This window comes from Mucilaginibacter sp. KACC 22063, assembly GCF_028736115.1.
In the GTDB taxonomy this organism is placed as follows: Bacteria; Bacteroidota; Bacteroidia; order Sphingobacteriales; family Sphingobacteriaceae; genus Mucilaginibacter.
Genome location: NZ_CP117877.1, coordinates 4026119 through 4048432 on the forward strand (window position 1 = coordinate 4026119; position 22314 = coordinate 4048432).

23 protein-coding genes and 1 tRNA gene are annotated in these 22314 nt (G+C 42.0%); 11 read left to right on the forward strand and 13 right to left on the reverse strand.

The features are described from left to right. Positions 1-21: 21 nt before the first annotated feature. On the reverse strand, positions 22-1452 hold the full coding sequence (locus tag PQ461_RS17445) for a DUF4932 domain-containing protein (protein WP_274206820.1): 1431 nt from the start codon (positions 1450-1452) through the stop codon (positions 22-24). A 229-nt stretch (positions 1453-1681) separates the two neighbouring features. Here PQ461_RS17445 and PQ461_RS17450 point away from each other — a divergent pair, with 229 nt between their 5' ends. From PQ461_RS17450 to PQ461_RS17470, 5 genes are all read left to right on the forward strand, one after another. Continuing rightward, positions 1682-2050, forward strand: a complete 369-nt coding sequence (locus tag PQ461_RS17450) for a DUF1304 domain-containing protein (RefSeq protein WP_274206821.1) — start codon at positions 1682-1684, stop codon at positions 2048-2050. A 24-nt stretch (positions 2051-2074) separates the two neighbouring features. Continuing rightward, on the forward strand, positions 2075-2365 hold the full coding sequence (locus PQ461_RS17455; protein WP_274206822.1) for an antibiotic biosynthesis monooxygenase family protein: 291 nt from the start codon (positions 2075-2077) through the stop codon (positions 2363-2365). A gap of 105 nt (positions 2366-2470) precedes the next feature. Then, positions 2471-2839 carry a response regulator gene (locus tag PQ461_RS17460; protein WP_274206823.1) on the forward strand — a complete coding sequence of 123 codons (369 nt, stop codon included), beginning with the start codon at positions 2471-2473 and terminating at the stop codon, positions 2837-2839. Between the two features lie 57 nt (positions 2840-2896). Beyond that, a complete protein-coding gene (locus tag PQ461_RS17465) occupies positions 2897-3334 on the forward strand; it encodes a DUF2147 domain-containing protein (RefSeq protein WP_274206824.1) in 438 nt (145 codons plus the stop codon). 20 nt (positions 3335-3354) lie between these two features. Continuing rightward, complete coding sequence (locus tag PQ461_RS17470; RefSeq protein ID WP_274206825.1) at positions 3355-3888, forward strand: AAA family ATPase; 534 nt, start codon at positions 3355-3357, stop codon at positions 3886-3888. 3 nt (positions 3889-3891) lie between these two features. Here the strand turns inward: PQ461_RS17470 and PQ461_RS17475 are convergent, their stop codons facing one another. Further along, positions 3892-4767 (reverse strand): YitT family protein, encoded by an 876-nt coding sequence (locus PQ461_RS17475; RefSeq protein WP_274206826.1) that lies wholly within the window; start codon positions 4765-4767, stop codon positions 3892-3894. 282 nt (positions 4768-5049) lie between these two features. On the opposite strand from PQ461_RS17475, the gene PQ461_RS17480 reads away from it, so the two are divergent. Continuing rightward, complete coding sequence (locus tag PQ461_RS17480) at positions 5050-6081, forward strand: WD40/YVTN/BNR-like repeat-containing protein (protein WP_274206827.1); 1032 nt, start codon at positions 5050-5052, stop codon at positions 6079-6081. 114 nt (positions 6082-6195) lie between these two features. Next, positions 6196-6268: transfer RNA gene (locus PQ461_RS17485), tRNA-Lys, on the forward strand. Between the two features lie 351 nt (positions 6269-6619). Here PQ461_RS17485 and PQ461_RS17490 read toward each other — a convergent pair. Next, positions 6620-7198, reverse strand: a complete 579-nt coding sequence (locus PQ461_RS17490; protein ID WP_274206828.1) for a thymidine kinase — start codon at positions 7196-7198, stop codon at positions 6620-6622. 75 nt (positions 7199-7273) lie between these two features. Here PQ461_RS17490 and PQ461_RS17495 point away from each other — a divergent pair, with 75 nt between their 5' ends. Further along, the gene (locus PQ461_RS17495; RefSeq protein WP_274206829.1) at positions 7274-8809 is read left to right on the forward strand and encodes a DUF8457 domain-containing protein; all 1536 of its coding nucleotides are present in this window, start codon (positions 7274-7276) and stop codon (positions 8807-8809) included. Here the strand turns inward: PQ461_RS17495 and rodA are convergent. The 6 genes from rodA to purH all read right to left on the reverse strand — a co-directional run bounded on the left by rodA (position 8802) and on the right by purH (position 16181). Further along, a complete protein-coding gene (gene rodA / locus PQ461_RS17500; protein WP_274206830.1) occupies positions 8802-10085 on the reverse strand; it encodes a rod shape-determining protein RodA in 1284 nt (427 codons plus the stop codon). The genes PQ461_RS17495 and rodA overlap by 8 nt on opposite strands. Next, on the reverse strand, positions 10072-12090 hold the full coding sequence (gene mrdA, locus PQ461_RS17505) for a penicillin-binding protein 2 (protein ID WP_274206831.1): 2019 nt from the start codon (positions 12088-12090) through the stop codon (positions 10072-10074). Before mrdA ends, rodA begins: the two co-directional genes overlap by 14 nt. Beyond that, the gene (locus PQ461_RS17510) at positions 12087-12605 is read right to left on the reverse strand and encodes a rod shape-determining protein MreD (RefSeq protein WP_274206832.1); all 519 of its coding nucleotides are present in this window, start codon (positions 12603-12605) and stop codon (positions 12087-12089) included. The genes mrdA and PQ461_RS17510 overlap by 4 nt, the downstream gene beginning before the upstream one ends. Continuing rightward, positions 12598-13431 (reverse strand): rod shape-determining protein MreC, encoded by an 834-nt coding sequence (gene mreC / locus PQ461_RS17515; RefSeq protein ID WP_274206833.1) that lies wholly within the window; start codon positions 13429-13431, stop codon positions 12598-12600. Before mreC ends, PQ461_RS17510 begins: the two co-directional genes overlap by 8 nt. Before the next feature lie 85 nt (positions 13432-13516). Then, the gene (locus PQ461_RS17520) at positions 13517-14539 is read right to left on the reverse strand and encodes a rod shape-determining protein (protein ID WP_274206834.1); all 1023 of its coding nucleotides are present in this window, start codon (positions 14537-14539) and stop codon (positions 13517-13519) included. A gap of 115 nt (positions 14540-14654) precedes the next feature. Further along, positions 14655-16181 (reverse strand): bifunctional phosphoribosylaminoimidazolecarboxamide formyltransferase/IMP cyclohydrolase, encoded by a 1527-nt coding sequence (purH, locus tag PQ461_RS17525; protein ID WP_274206835.1) that lies wholly within the window; start codon positions 16179-16181, stop codon positions 14655-14657. Positions 16182-16398: 217 nt separating this feature from the next. Here purH and PQ461_RS17530 point away from each other — a divergent pair, with 217 nt between their 5' ends. Further along, positions 16399-17484, forward strand: coding sequence for a GAF domain-containing protein (locus PQ461_RS17530; RefSeq protein WP_274206836.1), 1086 nt, complete (start codon positions 16399-16401; stop codon positions 17482-17484). Here PQ461_RS17530 and purN read toward each other — a convergent pair. The 4 genes from purN to panB all read right to left on the reverse strand — a co-directional run bounded on the left by purN (position 17481) and on the right by panB (position 20415). After that, the gene (purN, locus tag PQ461_RS17535; RefSeq protein ID WP_274206837.1) at positions 17481-18059 is read right to left on the reverse strand and encodes a phosphoribosylglycinamide formyltransferase; all 579 of its coding nucleotides are present in this window, start codon (positions 18057-18059) and stop codon (positions 17481-17483) included. The two genes, PQ461_RS17530 and purN, sit on opposite strands and share 4 nt — an antisense overlap. 76 nt (positions 18060-18135) lie before the next feature. Beyond that, positions 18136-18633: a hypothetical protein gene (locus PQ461_RS17540; protein ID WP_274206838.1), complete on the reverse strand. Its 498-nt coding sequence runs from the start codon at positions 18631-18633 to the stop codon at positions 18136-18138. A gap of 126 nt (positions 18634-18759) precedes the next feature. Further along, the gene (locus PQ461_RS17545) at positions 18760-19494 is read right to left on the reverse strand and encodes an RluA family pseudouridine synthase (protein ID WP_274206839.1); all 735 of its coding nucleotides are present in this window, start codon (positions 19492-19494) and stop codon (positions 18760-18762) included. A gap of 105 nt (positions 19495-19599) precedes the next feature. Beyond that, positions 19600-20415 carry a 3-methyl-2-oxobutanoate hydroxymethyltransferase gene (panB, locus tag PQ461_RS17550; protein ID WP_274206840.1) on the reverse strand — a complete coding sequence of 272 codons (816 nt, stop codon included), beginning with the start codon at positions 20413-20415 and terminating at the stop codon, positions 19600-19602. A 198-nt stretch (positions 20416-20613) separates the two neighbouring features. Here panB and carA point away from each other — a divergent pair, with 198 nt between their 5' ends. Together carA and PQ461_RS17560 are read left to right on the forward strand one after the other, a co-directional pair. Further along, positions 20614-21717, forward strand: a complete 1104-nt coding sequence (carA, locus tag PQ461_RS17555) for a glutamine-hydrolyzing carbamoyl-phosphate synthase small subunit (RefSeq protein ID WP_274206841.1) — start codon at positions 20614-20616, stop codon at positions 21715-21717. 77 nt (positions 21718-21794) lie between these two features. Then, positions 21795-22277: a DUF6265 family protein gene (locus PQ461_RS17560; protein WP_274206842.1), complete on the forward strand. Its 483-nt coding sequence runs from the start codon at positions 21795-21797 to the stop codon at positions 22275-22277. Positions 22278-22314: the final 37 nt, after the last annotated feature.

The window sequence follows — 22314 nt, forward strand, 5'->3', positions numbered from 1 at the left end:
GCGGCAAATGTAGCCGCACATTTAATTCTTAGTCCTGAAGTGTACATTCAAGTCTTCTAACGGATAGCCGTCAGCAGTCTTGAATGCGCTTCCGGTAAGGTCGAATTCATAGTCAAAATCAGGCTTAAGAGCTAACTGTAATACGACGGCTGTGTTATTGTCGGTATAGCCGATCACCTTAACAACGGGAAAATGCGCTTTGCCAGATTTCCCAAAGTTTATAGAGTAACCTTTACCTGCAAGCTGCTTATCAAATGTTATCTTCACTTCTGTAGTTAAAGGATCAACATTTTTACTGCCATTACTAAATGGAGCAATGGAAGCCACATGCGGTTGCTTTTTCTTATAATTTGAAATGATGACCGGTATATCTGTAGCTGTCTGCTTGTAAAAGTTAACAATTTCAGGCATGAAACTTTCTAATGTTGGGTAACGGTTCCGATTAGCTTCATAATTACCCAAAAGCGTTACCAGGTCTCTGATCCATAAGAAACCGATGGATTGCTGATATTGCATTTCGCGCTCAGCGGCAACGCTATCCTTGCTATGATCCATGAGATAGCGTACCACCGATGCCCGCACTAAAGATTCACTTAGCATTGTTTCCCAGTCGCCATAAGCCAGTTTTTGCATCCGGCTTTGTAAAGCTGTGAAAACTTGGCTACCGGAATTTTGCAGCGCGGCACTATTCTTATGTGTAAGATAGTTAACAAAGGAATGGTTGAATTCATGAACCAGCGTAGGTAAGTATGAAGCTTCTTCAAACATCGGCAGGCCTTCCCCGTCAAACCGCCAGGTGCCCATTATCGCATAGATCGTTTCAACATCATTAGGGAATATCACCTTAGGGCCGTAATTGTTACCACCCATTCCAACACCGATAATGATATTAAAAGAACCCTTAGGTGCAAGGCCATAGTATTTAGAGAACCACTGAGCATCAAACTTATTAAAAACCGGTGAAAACCGTTCAACAACCGATTTATACTTGTCTTGATGGGCATTAAAAAAATGCTCAAAATTCGTATCATTATAAAAGTCTCGTATTAGCGTAGCAAATTTCAGCGCATCTGCCCGCGTACCATACCTTTTATCAGGAATGGAATCATTAAAATTTACGACAGGCTTAAGCGCCGGAGGTGGTTTTAAGTGAACAGCCATTGATACTACAGCATCATACCCAATTCCATTTGCCTCCCGCATTTGCTTCATATACTTAATTAAAGGATGGTCTTTAAACCCATCGAAATATTGATGAATATCATGTACATAAGACTTATTGTATTCATTATTATATTCTTCGAAATCGGCCAATCTTGCTGCGATACAAATCAGCTCAACACGTTTGTCCACTATCGGAGCACCTAAACCGGCAACAGGTGTTTGCATTTGGCTTTTAACAGGATTATAGCTAAAGCAAAACACAAAAAGCAAGAGGTAAAAAAATTTCATACTTATAAAAAGATCATTTCGTTCTAAGACCCTATGAATTAAAAAATGTTACAGCGGGTTTGACAGATTTGCTGGCCATATCAACGGTACCTGCAAACTGATAACGGATCTTAGCGACAAGCGTAGCCGCACATCTTGCGTATTTTAGAATAACACAAAATCAAACGCAACTAAAATAGAATTAAAAGCTTAAATTCAACTTGTATTGATTACGCTTAAAAAATATACAATGGTTTATTTATCAGTTATTTTCACTATCGCCGTTATAATAGAGCATTGCTACATTTTGTGGATGGAAATGTTTGCTTGGGAAACTGCGGGTAAAAGAGTGTTTTCAACATCTTTGCCCCAAGAACTGTTTACGCCAACGAAGCGTTTTGCAGCCAACCAGGGCCTTTACAATGGCTTCCTGGTCGCTGGCTTGGTCTGGTCATTTTTAATTGAAAATCCGGAGTGGGCAATCAATATCCGTTTGTTCTTTTTAGGATGTGTAGCTGTAGCAGGAATTTTCGGTGCGCTTACGGCATCAAAAAAGATTTTTGTGGTACAGGCAATGCCGGCATTGCTGGCCATGTTGTTCGTCTGGTTAGCCAGATAAAACTATAACTTACAAAACCTGATTATGAGTGTTAAAGTAATTAATGTTTTGCAATGCACATCAGATGCAGAGGAAACGTTTGAGCAGGAGCTGAAAAGGTTAGTCGATTTTTCAGTAAACGAGGCAGGTTGCTTATCCTATGAAATTTACCAGCCTAAAGACCACAAGGGAGAATACATTATGATTGAAGAGTGGCAAACGGAGGATGATTTTAATCATCACCAATGTTCGCCGCAATATGTGCATTTCAAACGCATTTCACCTGTTATGCAAAATAAACCTGCCGAAATGTATCAATTGATACGCTTAGTTTAAATTTTAATGAATTATTAAAACAAAACTGCGCCTTACGATTGTTTATATAGGCACAGCCTGATGAGTTAAACAGGCTTAATGAGTTGTTGAAGATACATTATAGTTATGCCTAAAAAGATATTGGTAATTGAGGATGATAAAGATATAAGAGATACCATCTCTTATGCCTTGCAGCAAGACGGTTATGAAGTGATATCATCAGAGAATGCCAAGATTTTGAAAAGCATAAAAGATATTGAGCCATCCCTTATTTTACTAGATAACTGGCTTACCGACTGGAAAAGCGATGCCAACGGTCAGCAGCTTAGCAAAGAATTAAAAACCAATCCCTCAACCAGCCATATACCGGTTATCATGATCTCGGCTGTAAGTAACATTAAAGAGATTGCTGAAGCAGGCCTGGCCGATGGATATATTAAAAAGCCGTTTGACCTGGCCGATTTATCATCTATAGTTAAAAAACATATTCTATAGTTTGCAATACCAGCTGCAATCAGCTATATTAGTTTGTAACCAATAAACTAAAATTTTATGATCAAGAAGTTTTCGTTTGCGCTTACAGCGTTTATGCTGTTTGCCGCAATGTTATTTGCACAAGGCGCTGATGCCATTTTGGGTAAATGGCAAAATCCTACCGGCGAAGGCCACATCACCATATACAAAAAGGGGGATAAGTTTTTTGGCAAACTTAGCTGGATCAAATACCCCAATGATGCCAATGGCAAACCAAAAACTGATATACATAACCCTGACGAAAATTTACGCAGCCGCCCCGAGCTTGGCCTCGAATTACTTAAAGACTTTGTTTATGACGGCGACAATGTATATAAAGAGGGGACAATTTATGACCCTAAAAGCGGAAAAACTTACAGCTGTAAAATGACTTTGGACGGCAGAAAGCTTAAAATACGCGGTTACGTAGGTATCTCACTTATTGGCCGTACAGAGGTATTTACAAGAGTTGATTAATAACAGACCTATATTATTCTATGCGTCAGTTTGTAGTGATTTCAGGCTGCTCGGGCGGAGGAAAGTCTACACTATTAACTGAACTTAGCCGCCGGGGGTATTCAGTTGTTGAAGAACCCGGCAGGCGTATTATAGCCGACGAATTAAATGCAGCAGGTAATGCTCTACCATGGATAGATCTTGCTGCTTTTGCCAGAAAAGCAATTGAGGTATCTTTAAATGATCTACAGCAAGCTGCAAATAACAATGGATGGACGTTTTTCGACAGAGGATTGGTAGATGCTGCCGCGGCTTTGGAATTTGCAACCGGAGAACGCGTTATTGAACGCTTATGCTTCGACAACAGGTATGCTGATTTAGTTTTCGTAGTGCCGCCATGGCCGGAAATTTACATACAGGATAATGAGAGAAAACACAGCCTGGATATGGCTATAGCAGAATATGAAAGACTTTTAGCAACCTATCATTTTTTAAATTATCAGGTTGAAGTATTGCCTAAAACAAATGTATCTGATCGCGCTGACCTGATTTTACAACGCCTAAAGTCATTATAAAGATCAATGATCAAGCGCCTGGCGTTTGATCAAACCTCCCTTAACTTCAGATACAGAGTAGGTGGTAATAAAAGCTGCCGGGTCTATCTGCTGCACTGTACTTACCAGCCTGGGTACTTCAAGGCGGGTGATTACGGTGTAAATAATATCAATGTGTTTATCATCAAAAGCAGTTTTGCCAAAACCACGTTCGCCTTTATATATGGTTACGCCCCGGTGTAGTTGCCTTGTGATCACGTTTTTGATCAGGTCGCTTTTGGGCGAAACTATGGTTACTGCCGTATACTCATCTATACCTAAAACAATATAATTGATAGTTTGCGAAGCCGCCAGGTAGGTAAGCACAGAATACAATGCTGATTGTACGCCCAACAAAAATGCAGCTACGCCAAATATTACGATATTGATCAGCAGGATGATCTGACCGATTGATAATGCCGAACGTGGATTAATGTACATGGCCAGTATTTCGGTACCGTCAATTACGCAGCCCCCACGCATGGCCAGGCCTATGCCTGCCCCTAAAAAGAACCCTCCAAAGACCGCTGTAAGCAGTTTATCATTGGTAACATGCGGGAAATTAATTAAATAAAGTATTGCCGACAGTGCTAAAATTGCTAAAAAGGTCTTAACAGCGTATAGCTTACCGATACGTCGGTATCCTAAAAGGATGAATGGTACATTAATGATGATGATAAGCACGGAGATGGGCCAGTCTGTAGCCGAACTCACAAGCAATGATATGCCGGTTACACCGCCATCTATAAATTCATTGGGTATTAAAAAGCCTTTTAAACCAAAGGCAGCACAAAGCACACCAACGATGATCAGGGGTATTCGCATTAACTCATTTCTAAGCAAGTCGTTTTTCTTTTTCATAGTTTTAAATGCTGGTATGCCGATAAGATAATAAAATGTGGCTTATATTGGGCATTATGGGTTTCTTTAAAACGTGTAGTTTTTATAACGACAGCTTTAAAATATTTAAAATCAAGTGTTTTTGTAAACGGGTGCCTTATTGTAGATTTGCAATGTAACCGGTTTGTTGCAAACAGGATTATTGTAAAGGGCTATATTCATCGCGTTAAGTATTATCGGGATGACGCGGCACAACTATCACATCGCGCAGCGGTAGCCATACTTAAATTTTATTGAATACTAATGAAAATGCGAAGCGTAAAATATATACTATTTGTTTTCTTGTTCACCATTGTAAAGTTAAGCATTGCACAAACAGTAAGGGTTATAGAGCAGGGCAAACCTTGTAGCATAAGGGGGATGTCTGTAGTAAGCGATAAGATAGCCTGGGTAAGCGGCAGTAACGGATATTTTGCAGTTACTGTTGATGGGGGTAAAACCTGGCAATGGCAGCAGGTGCAAGGTTACGAGAAAAGCGATTTTAGGGATATACATGCTTTTTCAGACAAGGAAGCTGTGATCATGAGCTCGGGAACTCCTGCTTTGGTGATGTTTACTGTTGATGGGGGTAATAATTGGGAGGTAGCCTATCATAACGACGATAAGGCCGTTTTTTTAGATAACATGGATTTTGCTGACACTAAGAACGGCCTTATTGTTGGTGACCCTGTGGCTGGAAAATTTTTGATGCTGCAAACTGCTGACGGTGGCAGAACATGGCAAACAAAGGACGGCCCTGAAGCAAATGCGGGTGAGGCGGCTTTTGCTGCAAGCGGAAGCGGCTTGGTTATGCTGAAGGCAAACGGCGAATGTAACTTTGTAACAGGCGGAACAGTATCCAGGTTGGTGTTTGGTCATGAAGGAGCTTGGAGAAGCCTGCCATTGCCAATTGCACAGGCAGCAGACAGTAAAGGGGCTTTTGCACTAACTTTTGGAAATGGCTACGAAGTTTTTGTTGGCGGCGATTATAAACACCCTGCAAAGCGCGATTCTACCGTGTCTTATATTGCGGTAAAAGAAAGCACTTATAAACGGCAGTTAAGCCAAATCCCCCCCGGAGGTTTCCAATCGGGAATATGTTGGTTAGGCTTTGATTCATTTCTTTCAACAGGAACCAGCGGCAGCAATGTAACGATTGACGGTGGTGCAAACTGGCGGCTCATCAGTAAAGAAAGTTTTAACGTTTGCAAAAAATCGCCGGAAGGTAAATTGATTTTGCTGGCTGGCGATAAAGGCAAAATCGGCATTTGCAAAAATTATTTTCCTCATAACTAGGGCACTAAAAAAAGATTTAAAATAATTGAAAATTTCTCTTGTAGGAAATACATAATAACTCTATATTTGCACCACTTTAAAGGAAACGGTTAAACGTTCTAAACAAAGTTAAATGATTCCGTAGCTCAGCCGGTAGAGCATAACACTTTTAATGTTGGGGTCCTGGGTTCGAGTCCCAGCGGGATCACAGAAAAGCCACCAAACGGTGGCTTTTCTTATTATATCCGCATCCGAAGGATTTTTCTGAGAAGGCTTACCAAATTTCATTAAACACTACCAGCCTATCCTTGCCGTGTTTGGGTAACGAAAAAAAAGTTCATTTTGCTATTCTCAGCGCATACAATGCCCTGTTATAAAGAATGATTTGCTGATGCTCAAAAGTGCTGTTTTATAAAAAACTACCGCAGGCAACTAAATTGCGGTATTGACTGCGCACTAATTAAAAGATTCTGGCTCGCCTGAAGAAGATAGGATTCACAAAAATGCGCGGTTCATCGCACTAAAGGATGCTTTAGCTGTTTCACCATTTTGATGATAGCTATCCCGCATTATAACAAACCCTGCAGCGTGGCTCGTAGCTTTCCTTTTCGCCAAGCAATATCTTTGCCCCGTCGGGCACCAGACGGTACGAATAAAGCGCCGGGCTGCCGCATTGAACACAAACCGCGTAAACTTTGGTTACTGACTCGGCAGTGGCCATAATAGCTGGCATAGGGCCAAAGGGCTTACCTTTAAAGTCCATATCAAGTCCGGCCACAATCACCCTGATACCCCGGTTAGCCAGTGTATTGCACACATGCGGAAGTTCATCATCAAAAAACTGAGCCTCGTCAATACCAACTACATCAACGTTATCGGTGATCATTAATAAAATGGCCGATGAATGGTCGACAGGTATAGAAGGAATGGTATTTTGATTATGCGATACAACAGCAGTTTCGTCATACCGTACATCTGTTTTAGGCTTAAATATTTCTACACGAAGCTTAGCAATTTGGGCACGGCGCAACCTGCGGATCAGCTCTTCGGTTTTTCCCGAAAACATAGAGCCGCATATCACCTCAATGCTTCCACCTACTTCACTTTTTCTTTTAAAAACATCTTCGCTGAACAGCATGTATAACTTATTAGAGCCTGCTAATATCAGAATTTAATACTATTTTTGATAGGCATTTTCCTAACATTACTATTTATGAGGCAACAGGATGTTTTTAAAAAGGTAGGTAACATACTGAATGAATTGGTGGAACAGTATGAATACCTGAAAGCGCAAAGTGATCATATAAACGACCTTGAACTTGAACTTTTTGCTGCAAACGCTCACTTTCTGACAGACCACCTGGAGATACTGAGAAAGCTGAATGAGCATATTACCAAGAGCCTTCCACCGCATGGCGAAACTGCACTACCAGCTCATGAAGAACCGGCCTTGCCTGCACATGAGGAATTGCCTATAAATACCCTGCCTGCCATTGAACCAATAGCCGATTACTTTCAGGATGTAAGTTCGGAAATTGATCCTACACTTTTTGTAAAACCGGCAGAACCTGAAATACCTACCGAGCCACAGCCGGCCTTTACCTCGGACGTAACTATTTTACCCGGTGTGTTCCATTTTGAACCGCCTGTAAAGGAAGAAAAGCCGGAGGAAAACACCTTCGTATTTCACCATCACAGCGAAGCTGAAACGGAGCAACATACGGAAAAAGACCACACAGGATCTTTTGAAGATTACACCCAACCGCAGGAAGAGGATACACATGAGCATGGTAATTTTGATGTAGTTACAAATGCAGAACCTGCAATTACGGAAGATGTAACTCCCCCTGATAGTTATGCTGCACAAAGCGAAGAACCAGAACAGGTGCAGGAGTCTTTTATAGCCCCTGTTGCTGCCGCACCAGTACCTGAAACAGGTACACCTTATACGCATTTCCGTATAGAACAGCCCGAAGAAACGGAGCAACCCATAAATGAAGAGCCGGCAACTCATGAGGAAGAAGCACAACAACCTATAAAAACGTATACCGAACCAGTATACCCTCATGATGAAGTGCCAGCTGCCCCTGTTGAAGAAGAGCATATCCACCAGCCTTTATATACACCCCAAGCGCCTGAACAACCTGTTGCTAACATTGATTTAGGTAGCGCTGATGATAACGACCGTTTTTCATTTATCAGAAGCTCGGAGCCTGAAATACCTCATCAAAATCTTGAAATCAATGAAACCAAGACATGGGAAAGCGAACCGGAAGAACATACAAGTCCTGTTATACCTCAGCCTCTTACAGAACAAACACCGGTAACGGAAACTTCTACTGCACAACAATTCTCTTATAGCAGCCCTGCAGTAAGCCATGAACCTGCTGAAGTAAAACCATCAGAGCCAGAAAAGCCAATGACGCTTAACGAGCGTTTATCGGCTCAAAGGACTGCTGCTAACAACACGGCGGCATCGTCATACAGCGCTCCTGCCTCAAGCCAGGCGCCTGTAAAAGACCTGAAGTCTGCCATTACCTTAAATGACAAGATGCTGTTTGTACGTGATTTATTTAACGGCTACAGCCTTGCCTACAGCGAAGCTATTGAGATCCTTAACCGTTTCAATAATTTTGAGGATGCCAATCGCTTCTTAACAGCCAATTATGTTGACAAAAATAACTGGGCAGCAAAACAGTCAACAGCCGATAAGTTTTACGATTTCCTGAAACGCAGATTCGCTAACTAAGGAAGCCCATCCGGTTGGAGTCGAGTTTTATCAGGATAAACAATAACATGGTAAAGCTCCAAAGTGAAGAACCGCCATAGCTGATAAATGGCAATGGGATACCTATTACCGGCACCAGGCCTATCGTCATGCCGATATTAATAATTACGTGGAAGAAAATGACGGATGCCACGCCATAAGCGTATATCCTTGAAAAAGGTGATCGCTGCCGTTCGGCTATTACAATGATCCGCAATACCAGGAATAGATATAAACCAAGCAAAACCGCCGAGCCTGCAAAGCCCCACTCCTCGCCTACGGTACAAAAAATAAAGTCGGTACTTTGGGCAGGCACAAATGAATATTTAGTCTGCGTACCTTGCAAATAACCTTTACCCCATAACTTGCCAGAGCCTATGGCAATTTTAGACTGGTTTACGTTATATCCTTTCTTACGTAAATCATTAGTCAGCCCAAGCAAGATATCGATCCGTTCTTTCTGATGCTGCTTTAATACATGCAGGTATATGTATTTAACGCTGAATATAAAGCTAATGGAGATAGCCAGACCTATCAGCACTGTTATTAAAACATTACGGTGCCTTCTAAACAATAATACAATGAGCACACCTATGGCTATCAGCCCGATAACCAGGTACAACTGATTAAATAACAAGGCAAGTACAAACAATAGTATCCCCATGCCAATGCTTATCAAAAACCAGGGAGATAAGCCTTCGCGGTAGAGTACAAATATGAGCGAGCAGAATACCAGCGTTGAACCCGTATCCGGCTGCAGCATAATTAAAAGCATGGGTAAGCCAATAATAGCAGCTGCTGAAAGCATCGAACGCCATTCGGTAATACGGATGTTTGTTCCGCTCAGATAGCGGGCAAGTAGTATACAGGTAGTTACCTTGGCAAACTCCGACGGTTGCAGCCTGAAACTGCCTATGGGTATCCAGGCCTGGTTACCACCTACATTACGCCCCACAACCAACACCGCTATCAATAAAACGATGGTTATGACATAAAAGACGGATGCAAAGGCAATAAAGAAGCGGTTATCCAGCAGTAATATCACTATGCCAAGTACAATTGACGTCATGATGAAGATAAATTGCTTACCGTAATTGGTGTCAAAATCAACAAATCCCGGATGCCTAGCATCATACACTGCCGAATGAATATTGAACCAACCTATAGCACAAAGCATAAGGTACAACAGTACCGTTAGCCAGTCGACGTTAAAAAAGAAACCACGTTGTTGAGCCGGGCTGTTGTTATAGTTGGCCATCTTCCTTTCGTTTAAACTGGGCAGCGTAAATCCGTGCGATTGAATCCTTTTTATTTCTCTTACCCGCCGACTTTAAACCAACCGGAGCACGCAAGGTATCTCCTTTTTGCTTTTTAGACGTATCCTTACCCATGCGCCTTAAGCTATCTTGTTTAGTCCTTATGGCTTTAATCTGTGCCGGAGTTGGCGGCAGCAGGTTAGCATTCTCGTAATAATCAGGGCGGATGCCTGATGGCCTTGCAGTGATTTGGCCGCGCAGGTATTGCTCAACAATAAAACTGGCAATCGGCGCTGCCCAGGTACCACCATCGCCAGAGTTTTCTACGATACAGGCAATGGCAATCTTTGGATTTTCGCGCGGGGCAAAGGCTACAAACAGCGAGTGGTTTTTACCATGCGGATTTTGCGCCGTACCTGTTTTACCACACATATTAATGCCCGGTATACGTGACCCGGCAGCGGTACCACGTTCAACCACCTGCTGCATACCATTGATAACAGGTTCAAAGTATTGCGCATCAATACCCACAAAATGCTTTTCTGTAAATTCTTTTTTAATGACATTCTTATCGCCAAAAGCTTTGATCAGGTGCGGCGTATAATAATAACCATGATTAGCTATGGTACACTCAATATTTGCCAGCTGCAACGGAGTAGCTTCCAGCTCACCCTGGCCAATAGCCAGTGATATAATAGATGTTGCACGCCAGTGGTTAGCGCCAAACACGTTGTCATAATGCAAAGGTGTTGGTACATTACCCCGCCCCTCGTGCGGTAGATCGACACCCAGCTTAACACCAAAACCAAACTGGTTTACTTTCTCTTTCCAATCGGCAAAAGTACTGCGGGTGTTTTTACCCCCATGCTCGTTCATAATCTTATTGAACACGCTACAAAAGTAAACGTTACATGAACCGGCTATGGCTAATGACAGATCGGTAACGCCATGATGGTGGGTACACTTTACCATGTGATTACCAGCCCAATATCCTCCGTTACAGAAATAGGTGTCCTGCGGGGTTAATATACCTTGCTGCAAAGCAATCAATGCACTTAACGGCTTAAAGGATGAGCCTGGCGGATAATAAGCCTGTATCGGACGAATGAACAATGGGTTGTAAGGATCATCGTAAAGCTTGCTTACATTGTTTCCACGCTCACGGCCAACCATCAGGTTTGGATCATAGGTAGGGCTGCTTACAAAAGCTAATATTTCGCCGGTTGATGGCTCTATAGCTACAATACTACCAACCTTGTTTTTCATCAGCCTTTCGCCAAGCTTTTGTATTTTGCTATCTAAGGACGAAATCAAACGCTCACCCGCAACGGCAACGGTATCATAAGCCCCATTTGCAAATGACCCTTTAGGGATATTACGCGAATCCACCATCATATTCCTGACACCGCGCTGCCCACGTAAAAGATCTTCGTAAGCCTTTTCAACACCGGTACGGCCAATGTAATCACCCGGACGGTAATACCCATGCGAACGCTCGATATCCCGGTCGGTTACCTCACCAATATATCCTAAGAATTGCGCAGCAGATGAATCGGGGTAAGTGCGTATGGTACGCGGCTGCACACTGAAGCCAGGAAACTCTGACATGCGCTCCTGTAATGAAGCCCAGAGCCTGGCAGGCAGCTGTTTCTCAAAAGTTGATTCGCGGTAAGGTGAATATTTTACCGCCTTGGTAAAACGCTTATCGAAACCGGCTTTATCAATGCCTATCATCCGGCAAAACTCCAGCGTATCAAATGCTTTAACTTCGTTGGGTATTACGGTGATGTCATAAACCGGCTCGTTTTGTACGAGTATCTTGCCGTTGCGGTCAAGTATAGGTCCGCGGGCAGGATATTGTATAAAACGGCGAATAACATTGCTCTTAGACGCAAGTAAATACTTATCGTCCATAATCTGCATATAGAAAAGACGGGCCAGCAATACAACGATAAGCGTTATAAATATACCGGCAATAACATATCTGCGCGCAAAAAAAGTATTCATTTCCGTTCCCTGCTTCTAAAAAATAGGAAGCCTGATATCAACATCAAAAATATAGTAAAAATTGAACTAAATATAAAACGGATAAAGGTGTAACGTATTTCAGATAGCCTGAAAACTTCGAGGTTGAACAGAAAAAAATGATGGAAAAGGGTAAGTATAGTGGCGTAGGTAAAAAACCACCGAAAACCCATTACACTTAGTGTGGGCTCGGGTTCGTTATCAAAGCCATCCTTTTGCACAGTGATACTGATAAACATAACGCGAACCATCGCCAGCAATACACAAGCTGATGCATGTAAACCCGGGGTATCGTAAAAAGCATCAATGGTAAGTCCTAATATAAATGACAGTAAGAATAACAGCAGGTTTGGCGTTTCAAACGGCAGCAGCAGTATAAAGATAATATACGGATAAGGCGTTGACAGATTGTACAGCGTCAGGTTTTTCAACAGGAATACCTGAAGAAATACCAGCGCCAAAAAGCGCAGAAGATTTATAAATATCGTTCTACTCATCTTTCTTTTGCTGTGCTTCCAGGGTAGCCTGTTCTAAAGCCATTTTATCTTTAATCACGTAAACATATTCCAACCGGCTAAAGTCGACAGATAAAGCCACTTCCATATTCAGGAAAAAGCCGCCGCTTTTAGCTTTAAGGTTACTGATCTTGCCGATTTTAATACCCGCAGGCCATAACGAAAATCCTGACGTTACTACATCTTCGCCCACATGCGGCTTAACATGGTTGGGGATATCTATCAGCAAACCGGTATGCGGGCCAAGTTCATCATCCCACACCATTGAGCCAATATCCCGTGTATCTGCCAGCATCGCACTCACTTTAGAGTCTTTGTGTAAAAACGACCTGATGGTGGCAAAATGCGGCGACACATTTACCACAATGCCCACTAAGCCCGAGCTGCATATTACCCCCATTTCTTTAGCAATACCTTCGTTACTGCCCCGGTTAATGGTAATGTAGTTGTTAGCCCGGTTCACCGAGTTGTTGATCACCTTGGCGGCAATATAAGTATAACGCTGATGGAATACAGTATCTGTGACCTCGTGTTTGGCTGCTGTATCTGCATAGAATGATGATGCCAGTTCGTTGTGCAACTTGGCATTCTCCTTCACCAGACTGTCATTTATTTCCCTTAGCGCAAGGTACTGGTTCAACTTATTTACACGGCCGTAAATGTTGCCCGTAACCTGGTTTGAACTATTGATGAAAGTAGCTTTTTGAAAAGAGTTGTACTTTATGTAAATAACCAGTGAACTTATCTCAAAAATCAGAAACAGGAAGAATGCGTTGTACTTGCTGATAAATATCAAAAGGTTACGCATGTCTCTGTAAGGATTGAGTGATAGAATGAATGAAGGTTTGAATAACTATTCTATCATTCCATCCTTCACTCATTCAGTCATTAAATTATTGCATTAAGAACTTAAAGTTACCAATATTTTTAAGGGCTGTACCGGTACCGCGTACTACAGCGCGAAGTGGGTCTTCGGCTACGTGTACGGGCAGCTTGGTTTTAGCAGCAACACGTTTATCTAAACCACGTAGTAACGCACCACCACCTGTAAGGTAAATACCGGTTTGGTAAATATCTGCCGAAAGCTCTGGCGGAGTGATCTCCAATGCTTTCAATATCGCTTCTTCAATTTTTGAAATTGATTTATCCAGGCAATGTGCAATTTCCGTATAGGAAACGGTGATCTGCTTAGGCACACCTGTCATCAGGTCGCGGCCCTGTACGGCAAAATCAGCCGGTGGATCTGCCAGCTCTGGCAAAGCTGCACCAACTTCAATTTTAATTTTTTCGGCAGTACGGTCACCGATCATAATGTTATGCTGACGGCGGATATATTGTACAATATCAGCATCAAAATTATCACCCGCAACACGGATAGACTGGTCGCAAACGATACCTGATAAGGCAATAACTGCAATCTCGGTAGTACCACCACCAATATCGATGATCATGTTACCCATTGGCTCTTCCACATCGATACCGATACCTACTGCAGCTGCCATTGGCTCATAGATCAGGTAAACCTCTTTGGCGCCTGCAATCTCGGCAGAGTCGCGAACGGCACGTTTTTCAACCTCTGTAATGCCCGAAGGGATACAGATCACCATACGCAAGGAAGGGAAAAACCAGCTTTTGCCTTTGTTGATCATTTTGATCATCCCGCGGATCATGTGCTCGGCAGCATCAAAGTCTGCAATTACACCATCTTTAAGCGGACGGACGGTACGTATCTTTTCGTGCGTTTTACCTTCCATCTGCATAGCCTGGCGGCCAATGGCTATTACTTTATTTGTCTGGCGGTCCATAGCCACTATTGATGGCTCGTCCACTACCACTTTATCGTTATGTATGATCAGGGTGTTTGCTGTACCTAAGTCAATCGCAATTTCTTGCGTAAAAAAGTTAAATAAACCCATTTAATGTCTTTTTCGAAATATCTGCAAAGTTTAAAAAAAATCCTCAATAACCCCTCACTAATCGCTTGCATTTAAAAGCGTTAAAAGTTACAGAATATTGTAGCTAAAATGAAAATTAGTGTTTAAAGTGCCTTACGCCTGTAGTCACCATCACCATATTTTTTTCGTTAGCCATATTAACCGAATCCTGGTCTTTTATAGAGCCGCCTGGCTGCAAAACAGCTGCAACACCGGCATTGCCTGCAATTTCAACACAATCCGGGAAAGGGAAAAAAGCATCAGAAGCCATTACCGATCCGTTTACATCAAAGCCAAAGCTTTTAGCTTTCTCCAACGCTTGTTTTAAAGCATCAACACGCGAAGTCTGTCCAACACCGCTTGCCAGCAACTGGTCGTTTTTAGCAAAAACAATGGTGTTTGATTTGGTGTGTTTTACAATCTTATTGGCGAAGTGCAGGTCTTTCAATTGCTCTTCGGTTGGTTTGCGTTCGGTAACAGCAGTCATTTGGGCAGGGCCTTCAATAATGCTGTCTTTATCCTGCTCTATAACACCGTTCAATAATGTTTTAAATTGCTTAACCGGCAGCTCAACGCGGTTACGAATTAAAATGATACGGTTCTTTTTAGCGGTAAGCACGGCAAGCGCCTCATCAGTATAAGCCGGTGCAATTAATACCTCAAAAAATAGTTTGTTGATTTCTGTAGCCGTAGCTTCATCAATTTCTTCATTAGCGATGATTACGCCACCAAATGCCGATACCGGGTCGCAGGCTAATGCATCTATCCAGGCATCTTTAATATGCTGGCGCGTAGCTACGCCGCAAGCGTTAGTATGCTTTAAGATAGCTACAGTAGGATCATTAAACTCGTCAATCAGCGCTACAGCTGCGTCAACATCAACTAAATTATTGTATGAAAGCTCTTTGCCGTTAAGCTTGGTGAACATGGCATCAAGGTTGCCATAAAAAACACCTTGCTGATGCGGGTTTTCGCCATAACGCAATACCTGGCTTTGCTGAATGCTTTGTTTAAAAACAGGCATCTGCTCATCCTGGTTAAAATATTGAAATATGGCCGTATCGTAATTTGAAGAGATATTAAAAGCTTTTAAAGCATACTTTTTACGGTCTTCAATATCAGTTTCGCCATTCTTTTCTTTAAGCAATGCTTCAAAGCCCTGGTAATCGTCTTTTGAAGATATGATGACAACGTCTTTATAATTTTTAGCTGCTGCACGGATCAATGAGATACCGCCGATGTCAATTTTCTCAATTACATCATCATGACCTGCGCCTGATTCTACTGTTTCTTCAAACGGATAAAGATCAACGATCACCAGATCAATTTCCGGAATTTCGTATTGAGCCAGTTGCTGCAAATCCTGCTCCAGGCTGCGGCGGCCAAGTATGCCACCAAAAACTTTGGGATGCAATGTTTTCACCCGTCCACCTAAAATTGATGGGTATGAGGTAAGGTCTTCAACCGCTACTACCTCGGCTCCAAGGCTACGTATAAAAGCTTCTGTTCCGCCGGTTGAGTATATCGTGACACCCAGGCGTTTAAGCTCGTTGATAACCGGTTCAAGATGGTCTTTGTAATAGACTGAAATTAATGCGTTTTTGATTTTTACGGGCTGACTCATTGACAGGAATTTTCGAGCCGCAAAAGTAGTTATTTTTAAGCGATTATTTTACCTTATGGTTATGATTTTATCAGCAACACAGGACGTTAAATACCCATACAATAATTTATATATCTGCAAGGTTTAAATATTATTAATAAAAAAGTATCAATTTTTAAAATATTAATGCTTATATTATTTGTATATATGACGTTTAATTGCGTTTTCGACCCCACTTATGTTTAAGCAAGACCCACATAGTTTACAAGCTATTGAAAGGTTTTTAAATTTAAATATTGACAAAGCTTTTGAGCTGCAAGAAATCACTATGCTTACTGCGGCAATGTGCGATGTTCCTGCAGCTGTGATCGGCCTTAAAAATGATAATAACCTGTATGCTACTATCTTGCCGGGCTTTGATTTTACCAAAGAAGCAATTAGTACTAACTTTTGCAATTATGCAATTGAGCATGGTAAACTGCTGATCTCAAATGATACGTTAACCGATAAGATCTTTAAAGGCAACAGACATGTAAGCACTAAGGATATTCGTTTTTATGCCGGGCTACCGCTTAGCTCGCATAACAACCCATGTTTTGGCAGCCTGTATGTATTAGATACGCAACCACGCAGGCTAACACCTGCTCAAATTCACTTGCTAAAGGTATTGGCTAAACGTATTGTGCAGATCATGGACTTTTCATCGAGCCTGCAAATTATGAAAGCTCAATTTTCTGAAACAAAAAGTTTAGAAACAAAGCTGCGCTCGTTTTTTGAAAGTTCGGCATCATGCCACTTGCTTATTGGAAAGCAAATGGAAATAATGGCCTTTAATAAAAAAACATATGATACCGTTGAGCGCATATATAATATAAAGGTTCACAGTGGGCTTAAAATAAACAGGATATTAAAAGGCGAGCCTTTAAGCAGGTTTATGTTTAATTGCTATACCGCCCTTGGCGGTAAGCCTGTAAAATATGAACGAAGGGTGGTATACAATACCGGCGAAGTTGCCTGGTGGCATTTAACCGCCGAACCATTTTATGGCCCAGACAATTTAATATCAGGCGTATCGATAAACGCCACAGACATTACAGAGCGTAAATTAAGCGAGCAACAGATCTCAGACAAAAATAAGATACTTGAAAAGATCGCCTATATACAGTCGCACGAGTTGCGCAGGCCGGTGGCATCTATACTTGGTTTTTTGGAGCTGTTTAAAACCAATAACTACCAGGCCGACCCCGAAGACCTGCAATTGCTGCAAAAAGTAACCGAAGAATTAGATGAAATGATACGTACAATAGTACAGTCTACCTATTAACTTTTGATCTTACTGAGCAAATGCTCAATCACTCGCGGAAAATGATGATGCTCTAACTGCTGACCTTTAAATTTCACAACATCCAGTGTATCGCCCGGCTCAATCCTGAATTTAGACTGGTGTATAATCTCGCCCTCATCAAATTGCTCATTTACAAAATGAATAGTAATGCCTGATTCTTCTTCCCCATTATCTAATATAGCCTGGTGTACTTTATCTCCGTACATGCCTTTACCGCCATACTTTGGCAATAATGCAGGGTGTATATTTATAATACGATTTGGAAATGCCTTCAATAATGACTGCGGTACAAGCCACAGGAAACCTGCCAGTACAATAAGATCAACCTGAAGGTTCTTTAACAGTTTAATCACATCATCGGTATGGTAAAACTCGTGCCGGTTAAATACATGTGACGGGATCTCGAAGTTATCGGCACGCTGCAATACATACGCCTGCGGATTATTGCTCAATACCAGCACCACCTCGGCAACTGAGCTGCGTTTAAAATGCTCAATAATTTTCTGGGCATTAGATCCTGAGCCTGAAGCAAAAATGGCAATTCGCTTTTTCAAATTAATAATTGTTTAATTAACACCTTCAAATATAAAATTTTGAAGCATACTTTAAAGGCAAATCAGATAATATGAGTTATTGCGGATGAACAAAGCTTAACTGGCGTATCACCCTGCGGGTAGTAGAAGTGTAGTAACCATCGCCTAAGGTTAGCACAAAAGAGTAACTTCCAAGGTTTTGGATCTTGGCATTGGTAAACGGATGGTTAAGTGTATCACGTGCTGTGCCGTCAAGAGTGGTATCGGCACATTGAATATCGCTGTTTAAATAAATACGGCCTTCGCCAAACTGCCATGAGCCTTTAGCCGTGTTTGACTTACAGGCAAAGTTTGCATAAGAACAGGTATTATCCGCATTAAAGACAAAGCTTTGCGACAGCGCACAATCATCTAATATAACACTGGATATTTGCTGAGAGCCTATATAAGTAGTAACCTGTACGGAAGCAAGTTCCCAGGGCTGCGCTGTTAAATAGTGGAACAAAAAATCCTGATTGTCTTTTTTACATGAGTTTGCCGCCATAGCTAACGTGCCAATGCAAAACAGGGCCAGTAAACGCTTTTTAAATGCCATTTGGGCAAAATTAACAATTATCAGTTTAGTTAACGGAATAACGGATGGCTTATTTTGTTTTGCTGGTTTAGCCCCACTTAAATATCCCCTAGTCCAAAGGACTGGAAAGCGGCATGGGGTGAGGCTTTATATCTCCCCTTTCATCACTACATCATCATCACTATCCTGCACCAGGTGCGCAAACTTATCCCAGAAACCATCTTTAGGCAATGGCGCTTTTATATCAATCGGCTCCTGCTTTACAGGGTGTATAAATTGCAGGCGGCGTGCATGCAAACTGATGCTTTTACGAAGGCTGCCACGCGGATACCCATATTTATTGTCGCCCACAATCGGGCAGTTAAGCGTTGAAAGCTGTACACGTATCTGGTGCGGCCTGCCGGTAACCGGGTTAACCTGCACCAGGTAATACCCGTTAAGCTCGCCGGCAAGGCGGTAATGCAATTCAGAACGCAAGCTTCCTTTCACCTCATGGCCATGTGCGGTGGTCACATTCTTTTTAGGATTTTTTATCAGCCAGTGTATCAGCGTACCATAAGGCGGATTAGGCCTGTTGCGCACTACAGCGTAATAGGTCTTACGCATCTGGCGTGTTTTAAACAACTCGTTCATCCTATCCAGCGCCTTACTGGTTTTGGCAAACATAATAACACCGCTTACTGGCCTGTCAAGCCGATGGATTACTCCTAAAAAAGCGCCATTGGGTTTGTTGTATTTTTTTGCGAGGTATTTCTTTACTTTTTCATCCAGCGGCTCATCGCCGGTATCATCTACCTGTACAATATCACCGGCGCGTTTATTCACGGCAATCAGGTGATTGTCTTCATATAATATATCGTCGTCAGTGATGGGTAGGTTCATTGCGTTGGTTGATAGTTAATTGTTCATAGATATAGCCATAAAGCAACAAGTAGCTTAGTCACATTGTTTACCATTAACCATCATCTATAAACTACATACTTTAGTTTAGTACTGTTCCTTTTCGTTAGGAAAATCTTCTGCTTTTACATCTTTAATGTAACCTTTAACAGCATTGTTCATGATATCATATAGATCGGCATATTGTCGCAGAAAACGCGGACGAAATCCTTTATTGATCCCCAGCATATCATGTATCACCAATACCTGCCCGCCGCAGTCGTGCCCGGCGCCGATACCTATAGTAGGGATCTGTAAACTATCGCTTACTTCTTTAGCCAGCTTGGCTGGAATTTTTTCAAGTACAATGGCAAAGCAGCCCAGTTCCTGCAATTTCAAAGCATCTTCTTTTAGCTTTTGGGCTTCAGCTTCTTCTTTTGCACGTACCGTATAAGTACCGAATTTATAGATCGATTGTGGTGTTAAACCCAAATGCCCCATTACCGGGATACCCGCGGTAAGGATACGGCTTACCGACTCGGCAATTTCTGCACCGCCTTCAATTTTAATAGCGTGTGCACCAGCCTCTTTCATAATACGGATAGCCGAGTTTAAGGCTTCTTTTGAATTACCCTGGTAAGAACCGAAAGGCAGGTCGACAACAACCAATGCCCTGTTGGCTGCCCTAACTACCGAAGATGCATGATAGATCATTTGATCTAACGTGATGGGCAAGGTAGTTTCATGGCCTGCCATTACGTTTGAAGCAGAATCTCCTACCAATATCACATCTATACCGGCATCATCAACAATGGTAGCCATTGAATAGTCATATGCGGTTAACATGGCGATTTTTTCGCCACGGTTTTTCATTTCCTGTAAACTGTGCGTGGTTACACGTTTAACCTCTTTATTTACTGACATGGGTAAAATTTTAGGTGCAGCAGCAAAGGTATAAACTACTTTTACAAATTATTTAAATTTTACATCTCAGAAACATTAAAATAACTTACCTTTGCGCCGTGAATACAGGGGTTTGTCACTTCAGTTTTCCTGCTAATCTTAAAGGCGCTTTAAATAGGTCCAACCGCCTCATTTTTAATCATTCAACTTTTTTAAAACATGACCAACTACACCAAGTTGCCGGCTGTATTATTACTGGCCGACGGAACTGTTTTTCATGGTAAAGCTGCCGGCAAAATTGGCACCACTACCGGCGAGATATGCTTTAACACCGGAATGACCGGTTATCAGGAGATCTTTACCGACCCTTCTTATTTCGGGCAGATCATGGTAACTACCAATGCACACATTGGTAATTACGGCATCAGTAACCAGGAAGTTGAATCTGACAAAATTCAGATTGCCGGCCTGGTTTGTAAAAACTACAACATTGCTTACAGCCGTAAACAGGCCGATGAGTCGATCCAGGATTATTTCCAGGAACAAAATGTAGTTTGTATCTCTGATATCGATACCCGCGCACTTGTTCGCCACATCCGCGATAAAGGAGCTATGAATGCAATTATCTCATCAGAGATCACTGACATTGAAGAACTAAAAGCTAAACTGGCCGCAGTACCATCAATGGATGGCCTTGAGCTATCATCACAAGTTTCAACTAACGAAACTTACACTTTCGGTGATGAAAGCGCACCATTACGCGTTGCGGTATTAGACCTTGGTGTTAAAAAGAACATCCTGCGCAATTTCTCAGACCGTGGCGTATTTGCTAAAGTTTACCCGGCAAAAACATCATTCAAAGAGATTGAGGAAGATTTTAAACCAAACGGTTACTTCATCTCCAATGGCCCTGGCGATCCATCTGCCATGCCTTACGCTATTGATACCGTAAAAGAAATTTTAGAAGCCGACAAACCAATGTTTGGTATTTGCCTTGGCCACCAGTTATTGGCGCTGGCTAACGGCATCCCAACCAAAAAAATGTTTAACGGACACCGCGGTTTAAACCACCCGGTTAAAAACGTGATAAAGAACCACTGCGAAGTAACTTCACAAAACCACGGTTTCGGTGTAGTGCAGGAAGCTGTTCGCGAATCTGATAAAGTAGAAATCACCCACGTAAATCTGAATGATCAATCTATTGAAGGTATCCGTGTGAAAGGCAAAAACGCATTCTCGGTACAATATCACCCGGAATCATCGCCAGGCCCGCATGATAGCCGCTATCTTTTCGACGACTTTGTCGAGATGATCAAAGGATAAATAGAAAGCCTTTCTGAAATTCAGAAAGGCTTTTTTGTTGCAAACATTTATTATATTACATTCCTAAAAGGTGTATCATGAAAAAGCCGGCAATCATAATTCTTCTGTTAAGCATCACTTTATGCGGTTACGCTCAAAAGAAAGCGTCAATTAATGATCTGGGTTTTATGAGCGGTACCTGGACTCAAAAACATGAATGGGGCGACATGGAAGAGTTTTGGGGGCCGCCTATGGGCAATAACATGATATGCAGCTTTCGTTGTGTAAAAGACGATAAAGCTATATTTTACGAGTTTATTGTGATAGAAGATACAGACGGTGTACCTGTAATGAAACTAAGGCACTTTAAGCCAGGAAACATTGCTTCGGAAGACAAAGGAAGCCCATTGTCTTTCCCGTTGATGTCGCTTGATACCAATATGGCAGTTTTCGAATCACCCGATCATTTAACGCAATTGATCTATCACCGAACAGGAACCCGAACAATGGATGCCTTACTCAAAACAAAAGGTAAGCAAGGCGAGTGGAAAACAGAAACGTTTAACTATTCGCTTAAATAACCCCACCCGCTTTGTAACAAATACTTGCTACTTGTGC